The organism is Dyella sp. SG562 (assembly GCF_011759495.1).
GTDB lineage: Bacteria > Pseudomonadota > Gammaproteobacteria > Xanthomonadales > Rhodanobacteraceae > Dyella_D > Dyella_D marensis.
On the sequence record NZ_JAAOYS010000004.1, the window covers coordinates 121,767 to 138,248 of the forward strand.

A 16,482-nucleotide genomic window follows, 5' to 3' on the forward strand; every position below is an offset into this window, starting at 1 on the left:
TGTGTCGTTGCGGCCGCCGAGGCCGTTCTTTGTGGAAGGCGCCCTGCATGCGGAACCTGGAAGAGGCCCGGATCGCCATCGTCGGCCTGGGCTATGTCGGCCTGCCGCTGGCCGTGGAATTCGGCAAGACATACGACACGGTGGGCTTCGATATCCGCGCGGCGCGGGTGGAGGAACTGCGCGCCGGCAAGGATTCGACGCTGGAAGTGGATGCGGACGAGCTGCGCTCCTCCGCGCGCCTGCGCTACAGCGATGCGCTGGAAGATCTGCGCGACCGCAACGTCTATATCGTGACGGTGCCCACGCCGATCGACGCGGCCAAGCGGCCGGACCTGGGGCCGCTGGTCAAGGCCAGCCAGATGCTGGCGACGGTGCTCAAGCGCGGCGACGTGGTGGTGTACGAGTCCACGGTCTACCCGGGCTGCACCGAAGAAGTCTGCGTGCCGCTGCTGGAGGCTGGCTCGGGCCTGAAGTTCAACCAGGATTTCTTCGCCGGCTACAGCCCGGAGCGAATCAACCCGGGCGATAAGCAGCATCGTGTGACGACGATCCTCAAGGTCACCTCCGGCTCCACGCCGGAGGCGGCCAGCTACGTCGACGCGCTGTACTCCAGCATCATCACCGCCGGCACGCACAAGGCCAGCAGCATCAAGGTGGCGGAGGCGGCGAAGGTGATCGAGAACACCCAGCGCGACCTCAACATCGCGCTGGTGAACGATCTGGCGATGCTGTTCAACAAGCTCGGCATCGACACGCTCGAAGTGCTGGAAGCGGCGGGGACGAAATGGAACTTCCTGCCATTCCGTCCGGGCCTGGTCGGCGGCCATTGCATCAGCGTCGATCCGTATTACCTGACGCACAAGGCGCAGGAAGTAGGGCACCACCCGGATGTGATCCTGGCGGGCCGGCGCACCAATGACGGCATGGGTCCCTACGTGGCCGGTGAAGTGGTGCGCCTGATGGTGCGCAAGGGCATCAACCCGGTGCGCGCGAAAGTGCTGGTGCTGGGTCTGGCCTTCAAGGAGAACTGCCCGGACCTGCGCAACACCCGCGTGATCGACATCGTGCAGGCGCTGCGCGGCTACAACGCGCAGGTCGACGTGCACGACCCCTGGGTGGATGCGGCCGAATGCGAGCACGAATACGGGTTGGCGACGCTGGGCGCGCCGGCGCAAGGCCACTACGACGCGGTGATCGTCGCCGTGGGCCATCGCCAGTTCAAGGCGCTGGGTGCCGCGGGCATCCGTGCGTTCGGCAAGCCCGAGTCGGTGGTCTACGACGTGAAATACGTGCTGCCGCGCGAAGCGGTGGACGGGAGGCTGTGATGAAAGTGCTGGTGACCGGTACCGCCGGTTTCGTCGGTTCGCACGTGGCGCGCAAGCTGCTGGCGCGCGGCGATGAAGTGATCGGTGTGGACAACCTCAACGATTACTACGACGTGGGTTTGAAGCGGGCGCGACTGGCGCGGGTGCAGGCGTATCCGGGCTATACGCACGTGCATGCGGACCTGGCCGACCGCGCGGCGATCGAGAAGGCGTTCGCAACGCACAAGCCCGAGCGGGTGGTGAATCTGGCGGCGCAGGCGGGTGTGCGCTATGCGGCGACCAATCCGCATGTGTACGTGAGCAGCAACGTCACCGGTTTCCTGCATGTGCTGGAGGGTTGCCGCCAGCATGCCGTGCAGCATCTGGTGTTTGCTTCGACCAGTTCGGTGTATGGCGCCAATCGCGATCTGCCGTTTTCCGAGCATCGCCCGGCCGAGCATCCGCTGACGCTGTACGCGGCGACGAAGAAGGCGAACGAGCAGATGGCGCACAGCTACGCGCATCTGTACGGCGTGCCTGCCACCGGCTTGCGCTTCTTCACCGTGTACGGCCCGTGGGGACGCCCGGACATGGCGCTGTTCCTGTTCACCAAGGCCATCCTCGCGGGCGAACCGATCCGCGTGTTCAACGAGGGCCGGCACAAGCGCAGCTTCACGTATATCGACGACATCGTCGAAGGCGTGGTGCGCGCGCTGGATACGGTGCCGGGCAAGGATGCGGCCTGGGATGCCACGCATCCGGATCCGGCCACCAGCGGCGTGGCGCCGTATCGCCTGTACAACATCGGCAACGAGCATCCGGTGGAGCTGCTGCGCTATATCGAGGTGCTGGAGCAGTGCCTGGGGCGCAAGGCCACCATGGAAATGCTGCCGCTGCAGGCGGGTGACGTGCCGGAGACCGAGGCGGATGTATCGAGCCTGGTCGAGGCCGTGGGTTATCGGCCGAAGGTCTCGGTGGAGCAGGGCATCGCGGCGTTCGTGGCGTGGTATCGCGAGTACTACAAGACCTGACGACCTCGTAGGTTGGGGTGAGCCGCAGGCGAACCCCAACGGTGCGCAGCGTCCGTGGCCGCGATGTTGGGGTTCGCCTGCGGCTCACCCCAGCCTACGCCGGCTTCAAGGCTCAGGTTTTTGCGACTTCGAAATCCTGCGTCGACACCACCTTCCCATCCACCGCGATCACCACCTGGTACTTCCCCAGCGGCCACTGGTTCGGATTGCGCACCTCGAACGTGGTCACCGCCGGCCCGTCCGTGGCGATCGACTGGCTGGTGCTGACGATCTGCCGCGAGCTTCCTTCCAGATAGCTCCACGTCGCACTCAGCGTGGCGCTGTCGGTCAGTCCTTGCGTTTCCACCGCGGCATAGATCGTCTTCACGCTCGGCGCAAAACGCGTCTTCGCTTCGGTGACGCGATGGTCCGGCGAGACATCGTCGCCGATGGTGACACTGGCTACGCGGAAGGCCCGGTCCACCGGCGCCGCCGTGACAGCCGCCTTGGCGGTGGATGCGGTGGAAGCCTTCGGCAGCGTGATGTCCGGAACGGCGGCCGGCGCCGTCGCGGGCGCCCTGGCCGGCACGCTGGCCGCTGCTGCCGGCGCGGCGGCGGGCGGTGCTGCTTCGTGCTTGCCGCAGGCGCCCAGCGCGAGCGCGGCGATCAGGCAACAACCGCCGGCGGCGTGGCGTTGAAAGCGATGCATGGCAATCCCCCTTCCGGTCGTCGATCCATGGATGAACGGAGTAAACGCATGGCGTTCCCGCAGCGCCAAGCTAGGCCTGTCGCGATGAAGCCGCCATTAGCGGCGGGCGCGGCGCGACAGGTTTTTTACGAACGTTTCGCGCCGCCTCCGCACGCCATGCTATTGGCGCGCGCCGCGCGGATTGCCGGGCGCCGACGCGGCGCTGGCGCGGAACGGATTGATGTCCAGGCCGCCGCGCCGCGTATAGCGCGCATAAACGCTCAGGCTTTGCGGCGCGCAGTGCCGGCTCACGTCCACGAAGATGCGTTCCACGCACTGCTCGTGGAATTCGTTGTGATTGCGGAACGAGACCAGGTAGCGCAGCAGGCCCGCGCGGTCGATGCGCGGCCCGCGGTAGCGGATCTGCACGCTGCCCCAGTCGGGCTGGCCGGTGACGGGGCAGTTGGAGCGCAGCAGGTCCGAGACCAGGGCTTCTTCCACCACCTCGCCCGCATCGGCATGCAGGTAATCGGACTTGGGCGGGCCGTAGTCGTCGATGTCGATATCCAGCGCATCGATCGAGGCGCCTTCGAGATCCACCACCGCATGCGCTTTCGCGCTCGGCTCGCTCAGGTGCACGTCCACCTCGGCGCCGGCCGCGGCGGAGAGATCGCGGCGCAGGGTCGCTGCAAGGGCTTGCGCATCGTCGATGCGTTCCTGCGCAAAGCCGTTGAGATACAGCTTGAACGACTTCGATTCGATGATGTTCGGCGAGGCCGCCGGCACGCGGAATTCGGCCAGCGCCACGCGCGGCTTGCCGCGCGCATCCAGCCAGGAGAGCTCGTAGGCGTTCCAGATATCCACGCCGTGGAACGGCAGCGGCGCGCTCACGCCGATCTCGTCGCGCTTGGCCTGGCGGGGGATGGGGAACAGCAGGGACGGGTCGTAGCGGTCGGCGTAGACGGTGGTCTTGCCGAGGGGGGAGTGTTCGGGAGTGCTCATGGCGGGCATTTTACCCGCCATGAGCCGTATTGCCGTGCCGGTCAGGCGTTGAGGAACTTGAGCATGGCCTCGGTATAGCGCGGGCCGGCGGCGGCATCGGGCGGGAACACCGCGTCGATGGCCGCGAGCTCGGCGGCGCTGAGGGCGACATCCAGCGCGCCCAGGTTCTCGTCCAGGCGGTCGCGGCGCTTGGTGCCGGGGATGCCGATCACTTCCTCGCCCTGGGCCAGCACCCAGGCCAGGGCCAGCTGCGCGGGCGTGCAGCCCTTGTCCTTCGCCAGTTCCTGCACCTTGTCCACCAGTTCAAGGTTGCGGGTGAAGTTCTCGCCCAGGAAGCGCGGGCTGCTGCGGCGGTAGTCGTCGGCGTCGAAGTCCTCGGGGCTCTTGTAGGCGCCGGTAAGGAAGCCGCGGCCCAGCGGCGAGTAAGCCACCAGGGCCACGCCGAGCTGGCGGCACATGGCCAGTACGCCGTTTTCCTGCGGGTCGCGCGTCCACAGCGAGAACTCGCTCTGCACGGCCGCGATGGGGTGCACCTTGTGCGCGCGTTCCAGCGTCTCGGCCGAAACCTCGCTCAGGCCCAGGTAGCGCACCTTGCCGGCCTGCACCAGCTCGGCCATGGCGCCGACGGTGTCCTCGATCGGCGTGCGCGGATCCAGGCGGTGCTGGTAGTACAGGTCGATCTGCTCGACGCCCAGGCGCTTGAGGCTGCCGTCGACGGACTCGCGCACGTATTCCGGCCGGCCGTTGACGCCGCGCACCTGCGGGTTGGCGGGGTCGCGCACGATGCCGAACTTGGTGGCCAGGAATACCTGTTCGCGGCGGCCGCGGATGGCTTTGCCGACCAGTTCCTCGTTGGTGTACGGGCCGTAGATGTCGGCGGTGTCCAGCAGGGTGAGGCCGCGGTCCAGCGCGTGGTGGATGGTGGCGATGGACTCGGCGTCGTCGCGCGCGCCGTAGAACTCGCTCATGCCCATGCAGCCCAGGCCGAGGGCGGAAACCTTGGGGCCGTTGCGGCCAAGCAGTCGTGTTTGCATCGCGGGACTCTCTTTCAGGTGGGAGAAAAGATGGGCACATGCTGCGCTTGCATCGTTGATGGATAAATGCTCAATAATCGCCAGGTCTGTTTCATTCATATCAACAATGGGAAGCCCCGGCCATGGACCAGCTGCAAGCCATGCGCGTGTTCGCCCGCATCGTCGAGCTGGGCAGCTTCACCCGCGCCGCGGACGACCTGAACCTGCCGCGCGCCACGCTCACCCACACCATCAAGCGGCTGGAGGCGCGGCTGGGCGCGCACCTGCTGCAGCGGACCACGCGCAGCGTCAGCCCCACCCGCGACGGCGAGACCTACTACGGCCATTGCGTGCGCCTGCTGGCCGACGTGGACGAGGTGGAAGCCGGCTTCCGCGACGCCGCCACCCAGCCCAAGGGGCGGCTGCGCGTGGACATGCCGGCCACGCTGGCGCGCCACCTGATCGCGCCGGCGCTGCCGGATTTCTTCAAGCGCTATCCGCAGGTGGAACTGGAGCTGGGCACCAGCGACCGCTACGTCGACCTGGTGCGCGAAGGCGTGGATTGCGTGGTGCGCTCGGGCGAGCTGCCCGATTCCGAACTGGTGGCGCGCCGCATCGCCTCGATGCAGCAGGTGACCATGGCCAGCGCCGACTACGTGCGGCGCCACGGCATGCCGGCCAGCCTGGCCGACCTGCACAAGGGCCACCTGGCGGTGAACTGGGCCTCGCCGAACACGCGCCGCGCGGTGCCACTGGAATTCATGGTGGGACGCAGCCTGCGCGAGGTGAGCCTGCCGTCGATGGTCACCGTCAACGGTTCCGACGCCTACGCCGCCTGCTGCGAGGCGGGCCTGGGCATCGCGCAGTTTCCGCGCTACCGCTTCGGCGATGCGCTGGCCAGCGGCCAGCTGGTGGCCCTGCTGACCGACACGCCGCCGCCGCCGATGCCGCTGCACGTGGCGTATCTGCGCCAGCGGCAGCTGCCGCTGCGGCTGCGCGTGTTCATCGACTGGGTGGCGGGGCTGGTATCAACCCTGGCGTAGGTTGGGGTGAGCGCCAGCGAACCCCAACGCTGCCGGCGACCGTGGGTGTTGGGGTTCGCTGGCGCTCACCCCAACCTACGCGGCCGCTCAGGCCAGCGGCGGCACGTCCGTCGGCGTGCCGTTGGAATCCAGCGCCACCATCACGAAGCGCCCGGTGGTGCAGACGCGGCGGTCGCCGGTGAGCGGGTCCTCGGCGGTCATTTCCACTTCCACATGCATGGAGCTGCGGCCCACTTCGACGATGCGCGCCAGCAGTTCCACCAGCTGGCCCTTGCGCACCGGCACGCGGAAGCTCACTTCTTCCGAGCGCGCCGTGACCACGATGCGGCGCGCGTGGCGCGAGGCGACGATAAACGCCGCCTTGTCCATCCACGCCAGCGCCTGGCCGCCGAACAGGGTGCCGAGATGATTGGTGTGGTCGGGAAACACCATCTCCAGCAGGGTGGCTTCGGGCAGGGCGGCGGCGTGCTTGGTCATGGCGTGCGGTCTTGGGTGGGGAGAACGCGTATTTTGACGCATGTTTCCCCCCAGGGACTTCTGGCAGGGGTCGGGGCATGACCTCCGGACTACGATCCATGACTTTGGATCGCCGGCTACAGCTTCCGGCAAGCCACGGCGGGCTTCGTATCGCGCCAATCCTCAAGGGGAGTCGACAATGGGTTTGAAGATGGATGGTTCGCGCCTGCTCGGCGCGCTGGTATTGAGCGCGCTGTCGTCCGGCGCGGCCGCACAGGCGGCACCGGCCAGGACGCTGACGGCGGACGATTACGCCCGCGCCGAGAGCTTCATGTACTACCGCGCCGCGCCGCTGATCGACCACGCGGTGACCAGCGCCAGCTGGCTCGACGACAGCCACTTCTGGTACCGCGACCACGACGCCCAGGGCGACCGTTACCTGCGCATGGACGCCGCCACCGGCAAGGCCGAACCCGCATTCGACCAGGCCAAACTCGCCGCCGCGCTGAGCAAGGCCGCCGGCAAGCCGGTGGACGCCAGCAAGCTCGGCATCACCGAATTCGACGTGGCCGCCGACGGCCAGCTCGACGTCAGCCTGCGCGGCAAGCACTACCTGTGCGACCTCAAGGGCGAAGGCGTGTGCGCGCAGCCCAGGCACGGCGACGCCGGCGAGGAGCCGGGCGTGCTCTCGCCCGACAAGAAGACCGAAGCCTTTATCCGCCACTGGAACCTGTGGCTGCGCGACGTCGCCACGGGCAAGGAAACCCAGCTCACCACCGACGGCGTCGAAGACTACGGCTACGCCACCGACAACGCCGGCTGGAAGCACACCGACAGCGCCATCCTGGTGTGGTCGCCGGATTCGACCCAGATCGCCACCTTCCAGCAGGACCAGCGCAAGACCGGCGACATGTACCTGGTCACCACCAACGTGGGCCATCCGAAGCTGGAGAAGTGGAAGTACCCGCTGGTCGGCGACGAGCACATCACCATGATCGAGCGCGTGATCATCGACGTGCCGGCCAAGAAAGTGCTGCGCCTGAAGATGCAGCCGGACCAGCACCGCTCCACCCTGTGCGACGACATCAGCTGCGGCCGCGACGGCGGCTGGGACGACGTGCAGTGGGCGGCGGACGGCAAGACACTGGCCTTCGTGTCCACCTCGCGCGACCACAAGCAGTCCTGGTTCCGCATCGCCGACGCCAAGAGCGGCGAAGTGCGCACGGTGTTCGACGAGAAGGTGAAGACCTACTACGAGAGCGGCAACGACAAGGTCAACTGGAGCTACCTGCCGGAAACCCACGAGGCGATCTGGTTCAGCGAGCGCAACAACTGGGGCAACCTGTACCTGTACGACCTCAACACCGGCAAGCTCAAGCGCGCCATCACCACCGGCGAGGGCAACGTCACCCAGGTGCTGCGGGTGGACGCGAAGTCGCGCACGCTGTGGTTCCGCGGCGTGGGCCGCACCGCCGGCGTCGATCCGTATTACCAGCAGTACTGGAAGGTGAGCATCGACGGCGGCAAGCCGACCCTGCTCACGCCGGAGCCCGCCGACCACACCGTCGTGCCGTCGCCCGACGGCAAGCTGTTCGTCGACGCCTATTCCACCAGCACCACGCCGCCGGTGACGGTGCTGCGCTCCAGCGACGACGGCCGCACCGTGGCCCAGGTGGCCAAGGCCGACATCGGCCGCCTGCTCGCCACCGGCTGGAAGGCGCCGGAGCCGTTCACCGTGAAGGGCCGCGACGGCAAGACCGACCTGTACGGCCTGATGTACAAGCCGACGAACTTCGACCCGGGCAAGAAGTACCCGATCGTCGACTACGTCTACCCCGGCCCGCAGACCGGCTCGGTCGGCACGCGCAGCTTCAGCGTCGGCCGCGACAACCAGGCGCTGGCGGAGCTGGGCTTCATCGTGGTGGCGATCGACGGCATGGGCACGCCGTGGCGCTCCAAGGCGTTCCACGATGCCTACTTCGGCAACATCATCGACAACACCTTGCCGGACCAGGTGGCGGGCCTGAAGGAACTGGGCAAGCGCTATGCGTGGATCGACCTGGACCGCGTCGGCATGTGGGGCCACTCCGGCGGCGGCAACGCCACCGTGGGCGCCATGTTCATGTATCCGGACTTCTTCAAGGTCGGCATCGCCGAAAGCGGCAACCACGACAACCGCAACTACGAAGACGACTGGGCGGAGAAGTGGCAGGGCCTGCTGGTGAAGGACAAGGACGGCAAGAGCAACTACGACAAGCAGGCCAACCAGGTCTATGCCGACAAGCTCAAGGGCCATCTGCTGCTGGCGCACGGCACCATGGACGACAACGTGCCGCCGTACCAGACGCTGCTGGTGGTGGATGCGCTGATCAAGGCCAACAAGGACTTCGATCTGCTGCTGATCCCGAATGCGCACCATGGCTATGGCGCGGCCAGCCTGTACATGACGCGCAAGCGCTGGGATTACTTCGTGCGGTATCTGATGGAAGCGACGCCGCCGAAGGAATACGAGTTGAAGATGCCGAAGGATTGAAAAAAACGGGCCCACCAGGGCCCGTTTTTTTCTACCCCCTCTCCCCTCCGGGGAGAGGGTTGGGGTGAGGGGAACCTACGGAGCGTAGAAGCGGGATCGGAAAAGCGAGCGATGCTTCGTCGATCCGCTCCTGCGAGCACCCGCCCCTCATCTGCCTGCCGGCATCTTCTCCCCGGAGGGGAGAAGAGTTCTTCGTAGCTAGAGTGTTTCCACCGGTTTGGCCACGCCCTTTGCCAGCGCTTCCTTGATCAAGGCATCGAGCTGCGCATGCGCCTTCTGGTTGGCGAGTTCCTGCCGCTTGCCCAGCGCACCCTGCTTCTCGCCCAGGGCTTGCTGCTGCTTGCCGAGTGCCTCCTGGTCGTGCGCGAGGGCTTCCTGCTCGCGTTCCAGCGCCTTCTGCTGCGCTTCCAGGTCGGCGCGCGCGGCGGCGATCTTCTGGCGTCCCGCGGCGAGGTCGGCCGCCGGCTTGCCCTGCGCCTCCATCCCCGCAAGCTGCGCTTCGCGGCTGGACAGCTCCGCTTCCTTGCTGGCCAGGCTGCCCTGGCGCGAGCCGAGCATGCCCTGGCGCTGGCCCAGGCTGCCCTGCTGCGCACCGAGCTTGCCTTGTTCGCCGCCGAGCTTGCCCTGTTCCTTGCCGATCGTTTCCACCTCGGCGTAAGCGGCCTTGGCGCGATCCAGATACGCCTGGTCGCGGATCACCCAGGCCTGCCCGCCGCGGCGGAACCACAGCAGCGAACCCTTGCCGTCCTGCAGGCGGCGCACCGCTTCCACGTCGCGGTCGGCGCCATCGAACATCACCGAATCCCCATCGATCAGCGCCAGCCCTTCGGCGGCTTCGCCGCGGGTGTGGATCGACACGTGGCGGGCGCCGAAACCACCGAAATCGGCCGGCGGCGGCGGTGGTGGCGGCGACGGCGGAACGGGCGGCACCGGCGGCGGGGGCGGAGCAGGGGGCGGCGGTGGCGGTGGCGGCGCGGCCGGCGGCGCTGGCGGCGGCGTGTACTGCGCGGCCAGCAGGGTGAGCGGGGCCGCGAGCAGCAGTGCGGAGAAGATCGCCACCCGCCATTCGGCGCGGCGCGGCAGTCGGAGAGCGGGCGGATGCAGCTTCATCGATAAGGCCTCGTCAGAGAGAAGGGGCGATCAAAGGCGCGTGCTGGGTTGGGCCTGGCCGTCGGCGACGGCCTGGTCCATCAAGCGGTCCAGCTGGCTGTAGACCTGCCGCGAGACTTCGCGCTCGCGTTTGGACAGTTCGGCCTGCTGGCGCGAGAGCTCGGCCTGGTTGCGGCTGAAGTCGGCCTGCCGCCGGTCGATGTCGGCCTGCCGGCGCTGCAGGTCGGCGCGCTGCGCCTCGATGCCGCTGAGGCGCCCTTCGAACGAGGCGGCGATGCCGGCCGCCTCCGCGCTGTCGGCCTTGCCCTGCATGCGCAGCTGCTCGCGCTGCCGGGTCAGGGCGACGCGTTCGCTGTCCAGCTCGGAACGGCGCACCGACAGCGCTTCGACTTCCGCGGCCAGTCCATCCTGGCGGCCGGCCAGCTCGCCCTGCCTGCCGGCGAACTCGCCTTGCTGGCGTGCGAGATCGCGCATCGGCGCATAAGCGTCCTTGGCCTGCTGCAGCAGCGCATGGTCGCGCACCACATAGGCCTTGTCGCCGCGGCGGATCCACAGCACCGGCGCGTTGCCGTTCTGCAGGGCGCGTGCGTTGGCCAGATCGTTCTCGCTGCCCTGCACGGTGAGGAAATCCGGCTCGACGATGGCGAAGCCGCGGGGCGCGCCGTTATCGAGGTCGAGGTCGACGTGCGAAGCCTTGCCCACGCGTACCGGCGACGGCGGTGCCGGCGGAGCGGGCGGCGGCACCGGTGCGACCGGCGGTGGCGGCGGTGGCGGCGGCGGGCTCATCGGCTCCATGGGCGCCATCGGCGCGGGCGGCGGAGCAGTGATCGGGTCAAGAGCGGCCATGGCGCGGGCGGCGGGCTTCGCGGCGGGAGCCGGCGTTACCGTCGTAGCCACGGGCGCGACCGGCGCGGGTGCCGCCGCGACCGCGGGCAGCGGATGCGCCGCGACGACGCGCGTGGGCGACACCAGCGGTGCGGGTGCGGGTGCGGCTTGCGGCGCGACCGCGGGCGCGGCATTCGCCGCCGGCGCGGAGGACGTTGCCTGCTGCTGATCCATGCCGCGCGCGGTGACGCGATAAGGCAGCGCACCGGCGACGGCCACCAGCACCACCAGCAGCCAGGCGCCCAGGCGCGGCGGCACGCGGTCGGTCTGCTGCAGCAGGGTGAGGCGGCGTTTCAGGTTCTGGAAGGTGGGCGAGGCGCCGGCCAGGCCGGAAGACACCGGGAACGCCACGCCCAGGCGCAGCAGCAGGCGGCCGTAGTCCTGCGGCTCGGCACTGGAGCGGTCCAGTACCTGCGCGTCGCAAGCGGCCTCGCGGTGAAACGCGTATTCGCGCATCGCCCAGCGCGCCAGCGGATGGAAGAAGAACGCGCGCTGCGCCATGGCCGGAATCCAGCCCAGCCACAGATCGCCGCGGCGCAGATGCGCCAGTTCATGCGCCAGCGCCATGGCGCAGTCGTCCGCATCCAGCGTGTGCTCGGTCGGCAGCAGCACCACCGGGCGCCACAGCCCGGCGACCTGCGGCGACACGATCACGTCGGAGCGGCGCAGTTCCGGGCAGTGGCGCAGGCCGAGCGCGCGCGCCTGTTCGGCGCACTGCGCGAGCAGTCGGGTATCGCGTACCGGTTCGGCGCTGCGCATCACCGCGCGCGTCTCGCGCCATTCGCGCAGCGCGGCGGCCAGCTGCAGCGCCATCGCGAGCAGCCACAGGCTGGCCAGGGTTTCGCGCCACGGCCAGGGCTTGGCCGGCGGCGCATCGGCCGCTTTAGCCGCCGCGGCGAGCGGCACCGGGATCGAGGCCAGCGGGTCGCCGGTGACCGCGGTATGGATGGCGATGCCATGTTCCTGCGCCTGCTCGCCCGACAGCGCGGTGGTTTCCACCGACGGCGTCAGCAGCGGCAGTTCCAGCGGACGGCCCAGGACGAGGCCGAGCACCAGCTGCAGGCCCACCAGCCACCACAGCAGGCAGCGCATGGCCGGCGACCAGCGCGGCAGCCAGCGGCACAGCAGCCACACCGCGCCGATCAGGGCGGCAGCTTGGATGGACGTCCAGACCAGGCGGTCGAGCAGCAGGTCGGCGAAACGGAAATAGCCGTCCATATCATTTCTCCTTGCGCCGCGACTGCAGTTGATTGACCAGGGCTTCGAGTTCGGCCAGCTCGTTGTCGCTGACCTCGGCCTTCTCGGACATCCACGCCACGAATGGCGACACCGAACCGGCCAGGGTCTTCTCCACGAACTGATCCACCGCCTGCCGCATCGCTTCGCCGGGACCGGTGGCGGTGCTGTAGCGGTACACGCCGCCGCCCTGGCGGCGGCGCAGATAACCCTTGCCGCGCAGGCGTTCCATCATGGTCAGCACGGTGGAGCGCGCCAGGCCGCGCGCCTCGCCGAAGCCGGTGGCCACTTCGCCGACCGAGGCGGGCTCGTGTTCGGCCAGGTAATGCAGCAGGGCGAGTTCCTGGTCGCCGATCGAAGGCTTGGACATGGCAGGTCATCCGGTGTGACTACAGATGTAGGCACGCTACGCCTTGACTACAGGTGTAGTCAATAGGCTGGTAGCCACGGGGAACGGGGAACGGGGCCTCGCAAGTTGCGCGCTTTTGTTCCCCGCTCCCCGTTCCCCGCACTGTAACGATGTAGCGTTTTCGCTCCGGCGCGAAAAAGCAGGAGTAAGATGCACCGCCATCACCACCCGACCCCGCGCACCGGAGTGCGCATATGAAGACTTTCGACGCTCGTCGCCTGGCTTCCTCTCCCCACCGCGCCGCCATCTCCGTCCGCCGGACCTGAGACCGCCAACCCTCGCTTAAGGCCCACGCCGAAACCATCGGCGCATCGCCTGCTGCCCGCGTGCGCGCACGCGCCGGGTGGCGATGCGCGGATCGCTTCGCATCCGCCATGAACTTCCATCAAGGAGTCGCCGCCATGAAAGCGCTGTTCGCGCAGATGCTGGCCAGCCCCTGGCTGCTTGCGCTGTGCCTGCTGCTGTACCTGGGTTTCGTCGGCCCGCAGCTGATCTCCGCCACGAGCACGTTCGCCGTGATCGCCGGCCTGGTCCTGCTGGTCCTGCTTGCGGCCTGGAGCTATCGCCTGCTCAGCCGCCTTCTTCGTCACAAGGAATGACTGTTTATGAATCGCACGATCAAACGTTTCTCGATGGTTGCCATTGCGCTGTGCGCGCTGCTGCTGGCGGCCTGCGACAAGGTGCCGGCCGGCAACGTGGGCGTGAAGTTCCAGCTCTATGGCGACGGCAAGGGCGCGCTGCAGGAATTGCCGCCGGGCCGTTACTGGGTGGGCTGGGGCTATGAGCTGTACACCTTCCCCACGTTCACGCAGACCTACGTGTTCACGCGTTCCTCGAACGAAGGCCGCCCGGTCGACGAGTCGTTGAGCTTCCAGACCGCGCAGGGCCTGATCGTCAACGCCGACGTGGGCATCACCTATCACATCGACCCGACCAAGGTGACCTTGATCTTCCAGAAGTACCGCAAGGGCATCGACGAGATCACCGACGTCTACCTGCGCAACATGGTGCGCGACGCTCTGGTGAAGGAAGCCGCGAACCTGGATATCGAATCGGTCTACGGCAAGGGCAAGGCGCATCTGATCGATGCGGTGCAGAACGACGTGGCCGCGGAGGTGGCGCCGGTGGGCATCGTGATCGAGAAGATCTACTGGATCGGCGAACTGCGCCTGCCGGACAACGTGGTGCAGTCGATCAACGCCAAGATCCAGGCCACCCAGATGGCCGAGCAGCGCCAGAACGAAGTGGCGCAGGCGCAGGCCGAGGCGCAGAAGGTGGAGGCGGAAGCCGAAGGCCGGGCCAAGGCCGCGGTGACCATCGCCGAAGCGGAAGCCAAGGCGATCTCGCTGAAGGGCGACGCGCTGCGGCAGAACCCGAACGTGGTGCAGATGTCGGCCATCGAGAAATGGGACGGCCACCTGCCCACCTACAACGGCGGCGGCATGCTGCCGTTCGTGAACCTGCAGGCGCGCGAGGCGTCGAAGTAAGGCAAATGGCGGAGCCTGCGGGCTCCGCCTTCATTTCAACCGGCGCAAGTTCTTGTCGAGCTGAACGCGCGCAGCCCAACCGATGGCAGGGTGGCCTTGATGTCATCCGCCGCACGCATACTTGGCAACTTACGCGCGCGGACCAAGCCGTCGCCCACCACCACGAGGTAGCACCCATGACTCCCCAGGAACAGCAACTTCTCGACGATTTCCTGCAGCGCCTGGCCGCCGCCGGCGGCGTGGCCAAGGACGCGCAGGCCGACGCGCTGATCCAGCAGCGCCTGGCCGGCCACCCCGATGCGCTCTACCTGCTGGTGCAGCGCAGCCTGCTGCAGCAGCAGGCGCTGGAGAATGCCAAGGCGCAGATCGCGCAATTGCAGGCACAGGTGAGCGGGCAGGGCGGCGGCAGCTTCCTCGGCGGCCAGGCCGGCGGCTGGAGCCAGCCGCAGCAGCCCTCGGCGCCTCCGCCGATGCCGCAGCAGCAGGCCGCGCCGGGTTGGCGCGAGCGCCTGTTCGGCGGCGCCGCACCGGCGCCTCAGCAGCCGGCAGCCGCACCCAGCTTCCTCGCCAGCGCCGCGACCACGGCCGCGGGCGTGGCCGGCGGCATGTTCCTGTTCAACGGCATCGAAAGCCTGCTGGGCGGCCACCACGGCGGCGGCGGTTTCTTCGGCGGCGGCGGGCAGGAGACCGTGGTGGAGAACATCACGCAGAACAATTTCTACGACGACAACAACAGCGGCAACGCGTTGCAGAACGACCACGCGTTCGCGCAGGACAACAGCGATTTCAACGGTGACCTGAGCGACGTCGGCGACGTGGGCTTCGACGACGATAACGACAACAGCTGGGTGTAACGCCTGCATGTGGAATCCTTCTCCCCGCCGGGGAGAAGGTGGCGGCAGCCGGATGAGGGGCGGTGCTTGCGGAAGAAGATCGATGAAGCGTCGCTTGCTTTTGTGCTTCCGCTTCAGCGCTCCGTAGGTCCCCCTCACCCCAACCCTCTCCCCGCAGGGGAGAGGGGGCCAAGGCGTCAGAACGCCATATCGAACGCCACTTCTCCCTCGACGCCCACCTGATACGCCGACACGCGCCGCTCGAAGAAGTTGGTCACTTCCTGCACGTCCTGCAGGTCCATGAAGTCGAAGGGGTTCTTCGCGCCGTACTTCTTCGGCAGGTCCAGCTGCACCAGGCGCTGGTCGGCGCAGTACTCCAGGTACTGGCGCATATCCTTCACCGACAGGCCGGCCACGCCACCGGACAGCACGTCCTCGGCGAACTGCGTTTCGCAGGCGATGGCGTCTTCCAGCATTTCTTCCACCTGCGCGCGCATGGTTTCGTCGAACAGGTCCGGCTCTTCCGCGCGCACCGTGCGCACCACTTCGAAGGCGAAGCCCATGTGGCCGGATTCGTCGCGGAACACCCAGTTGGTGCCGGAGGCCAGCCCGTGCAGCAGGCCGCGCGAACGCAGGAAGTACACGTAGGCGAATGCCGCGAAGAAGAACAGGCCTTCGATGCAGGCGGCGAAGCAGATCAGGTTGAGCAGGAACTGGCGGCGCTGTTCGCGCGTTTCCAGGCGCTGCAGGTTCTGGATCGAGTCGATCCACTTGAAGCAGAACTCGCCCTTCTGGCGGATCGAGGGGATGTTCTGGATCGCGCCGAAGGCCTTGTTGCGCTCGGCCGGATCGGGAATATAGGTGTCCAGCAGGGTGAGGTAGAACTGCACGTGCAGCGCTTCCTCGTACAGCTGGCGCGACAGGTACATGCGCGCTTCCGGCGCATTGATGTGCTGGTACAGATTCAGCACCAGGTTGTTCGCCACGATGGTGTCGCCGGTGGCGAAGAAGGCCACCAGGCGATGGATCAGATGGCGGTCCGCGTCGCTCATCTTGGACTTCAGGTCCGTCACGTCCAGCGAGAAGTCCACTTCCTCCACCGTCCAGGTGTTCTTGATGGCGTTGCGGTACATCTCGTAGAACTCGGGATAGCGCATCGGGCGCAGGGTGAGTTCGAAACCGGGATCGAGGATGTGCGACATGGGAATTCCTTTGCTGCGGGCGCCGCCGGCGCTCAATCGAGCTTGCGCGCGTAGCGTTCGCGCACGAAGCGGCTGATATAGGTGGACAGGCCGATCCCGGCGTCGGCCAGCTTCTGCATGTTGCCTACGTGCAGGCGGCCGGGCCGGGTGGCGTCGTATTCGTAGGTGCCGTCGTGGATGAAACGCACCCGGATGTAGCCTTCGCCGCTTTCGTAGGCGGCGACACCGGATTTCCCGCTGCGGTTCCGGTACGGCTTCATCGGGTGCGTTG

Annotated in this window: 16 protein-coding genes; 7 read left to right on the top strand and 9 right to left on the bottom strand. The window is 67.6% G+C overall.

Annotated elements, in window-relative coordinates:
* Nucleotides 1–47 precede the first annotated feature (47 nt).
* Both tviB and FHW84_RS09825 read left to right on the top strand, forming a co-directional pair.
* A complete protein-coding gene (tviB, locus tag FHW84_RS09820; protein WP_167254925.1) occupies nucleotides 48–1,325 on the top strand; it encodes a Vi polysaccharide biosynthesis UDP-N-acetylglucosamine C-6 dehydrogenase TviB in 1,278 nt (425 codons plus the stop codon).
* On the top strand, nucleotides 1,325–2,335 hold the full coding sequence (locus FHW84_RS09825) for an NAD-dependent epimerase (RefSeq protein ID WP_167254928.1): 1,011 nt from the start codon (nucleotides 1,325–1,327) through the stop codon (nucleotides 2,333–2,335). The genes tviB and FHW84_RS09825 overlap by 1 nt, the downstream gene beginning before the upstream one ends.
* Nucleotides 2,336–2,447: 112 nt before the next feature.
* On the opposite strand, the gene FHW84_RS09830 is transcribed toward FHW84_RS09825, so the two are convergent.
* From FHW84_RS09830 to FHW84_RS09840, 3 genes are all read right to left on the bottom strand, one after another.
* Nucleotides 2,448–3,023, bottom strand: coding sequence for a hypothetical protein (locus FHW84_RS09830; protein ID WP_167254930.1), 576 nt, complete (start codon nucleotides 3,021–3,023; stop codon nucleotides 2,448–2,450).
* Between the two features lie 159 nt (nucleotides 3,024–3,182).
* Nucleotides 3,183–4,004, bottom strand: coding sequence for an NADPH-dependent 7-cyano-7-deazaguanine reductase QueF (gene queF, locus FHW84_RS09835; RefSeq protein WP_167254932.1), 822 nt, complete (start codon nucleotides 4,002–4,004; stop codon nucleotides 3,183–3,185).
* Nucleotides 4,005–4,045: 41 nt separating this feature from the next.
* Nucleotides 4,046–5,038, bottom strand: coding sequence for an aldo/keto reductase (locus tag FHW84_RS09840; protein ID WP_167254934.1), 993 nt, complete (start codon nucleotides 5,036–5,038; stop codon nucleotides 4,046–4,048).
* A 122-nt stretch (nucleotides 5,039–5,160) separates the two neighbouring features.
* On the opposite strand from FHW84_RS09840, the gene FHW84_RS09845 reads away from it, so the two are divergent.
* Complete coding sequence (locus tag FHW84_RS09845; protein WP_167254936.1) at nucleotides 5,161–6,060, top strand: LysR family transcriptional regulator; 900 nt, start codon at nucleotides 5,161–5,163, stop codon at nucleotides 6,058–6,060.
* 87 nt (nucleotides 6,061–6,147) lie between these two features.
* On the opposite strand, the gene FHW84_RS09850 is transcribed toward FHW84_RS09845, so the two are convergent.
* On the bottom strand, nucleotides 6,148–6,537 hold the full coding sequence (locus FHW84_RS09850; protein ID WP_167254938.1) for an acyl-CoA thioesterase: 390 nt from the start codon (nucleotides 6,535–6,537) through the stop codon (nucleotides 6,148–6,150).
* Nucleotides 6,538–6,715: 178 nt separating this feature from the next.
* On the opposite strand from FHW84_RS09850, the gene FHW84_RS09855 reads away from it, so the two are divergent.
* Complete coding sequence (locus FHW84_RS09855) at nucleotides 6,716–9,049, top strand: S9 family peptidase (RefSeq protein WP_167254940.1); 2,334 nt, start codon at nucleotides 6,716–6,718, stop codon at nucleotides 9,047–9,049.
* A gap of 198 nt (nucleotides 9,050–9,247) precedes the next feature.
* Here FHW84_RS09855 and FHW84_RS09860 read toward each other — a convergent pair whose 3' ends face one another.
* The 3 genes from FHW84_RS09860 to FHW84_RS09870 are packed head-to-tail and all read right to left on the bottom strand — an operon-like array spanning nucleotide 9,248 to nucleotide 12,650.
* A complete protein-coding gene (locus tag FHW84_RS09860; protein ID WP_167254942.1) occupies nucleotides 9,248–10,159 on the bottom strand; it encodes a hypothetical protein in 912 nt (303 codons plus the stop codon).
* A gap of 30 nt (nucleotides 10,160–10,189) precedes the next feature.
* Nucleotides 10,190–12,262, bottom strand: coding sequence for a M56 family metallopeptidase (locus tag FHW84_RS09865; protein ID WP_167254944.1), 2,073 nt, complete (start codon nucleotides 12,260–12,262; stop codon nucleotides 10,190–10,192).
* A gap of 1 nt (nucleotide 12,263) precedes the next feature.
* A complete protein-coding gene (locus FHW84_RS09870; RefSeq protein WP_167254946.1) occupies nucleotides 12,264–12,650 on the bottom strand; it encodes a BlaI/MecI/CopY family transcriptional regulator in 387 nt (128 codons plus the stop codon).
* A 440-nt stretch (nucleotides 12,651–13,090) separates the two neighbouring features.
* Between FHW84_RS09870 and FHW84_RS09875 the strand changes: the two genes are divergently transcribed.
* The 3 genes from FHW84_RS09875 (at nucleotide 13,091) to FHW84_RS09885 (ending at nucleotide 15,030) form a co-directional block, all read left to right on the top strand.
* Nucleotides 13,091–13,288, top strand: coding sequence for a hypothetical protein (locus FHW84_RS09875; protein ID WP_167254948.1), 198 nt, complete (start codon nucleotides 13,091–13,093; stop codon nucleotides 13,286–13,288).
* Between the two features lie 6 nt (nucleotides 13,289–13,294).
* On the top strand, nucleotides 13,295–14,176 hold the full coding sequence (locus tag FHW84_RS09880) for a prohibitin family protein (RefSeq protein WP_208399730.1): 882 nt from the start codon (nucleotides 13,295–13,297) through the stop codon (nucleotides 14,174–14,176).
* Between the two features lie 176 nt (nucleotides 14,177–14,352).
* Nucleotides 14,353–15,030 (top strand): DUF2076 family protein, encoded by a 678-nt coding sequence (locus FHW84_RS09885; protein ID WP_167254950.1) that lies wholly within the window; start codon nucleotides 14,353–14,355, stop codon nucleotides 15,028–15,030.
* A gap of 176 nt (nucleotides 15,031–15,206) precedes the next feature.
* On the opposite strand, the gene FHW84_RS09890 is transcribed toward FHW84_RS09885, so the two are convergent.
* Together FHW84_RS09890 and FHW84_RS09895 are read right to left on the bottom strand one after the other, a co-directional pair.
* Complete coding sequence (locus FHW84_RS09890; RefSeq protein ID WP_167254952.1) at nucleotides 15,207–16,211, bottom strand: ribonucleotide-diphosphate reductase subunit beta; 1,005 nt, start codon at nucleotides 16,209–16,211, stop codon at nucleotides 15,207–15,209.
* Between the two features lie 32 nt (nucleotides 16,212–16,243).
* Nucleotides 16,244–16,471 (bottom strand): hypothetical protein, encoded by a 228-nt coding sequence (locus tag FHW84_RS09895; protein WP_167254954.1) that lies wholly within the window; start codon nucleotides 16,469–16,471, stop codon nucleotides 16,244–16,246.
* Nucleotides 16,472–16,482: the final 11 nt, after the last annotated feature.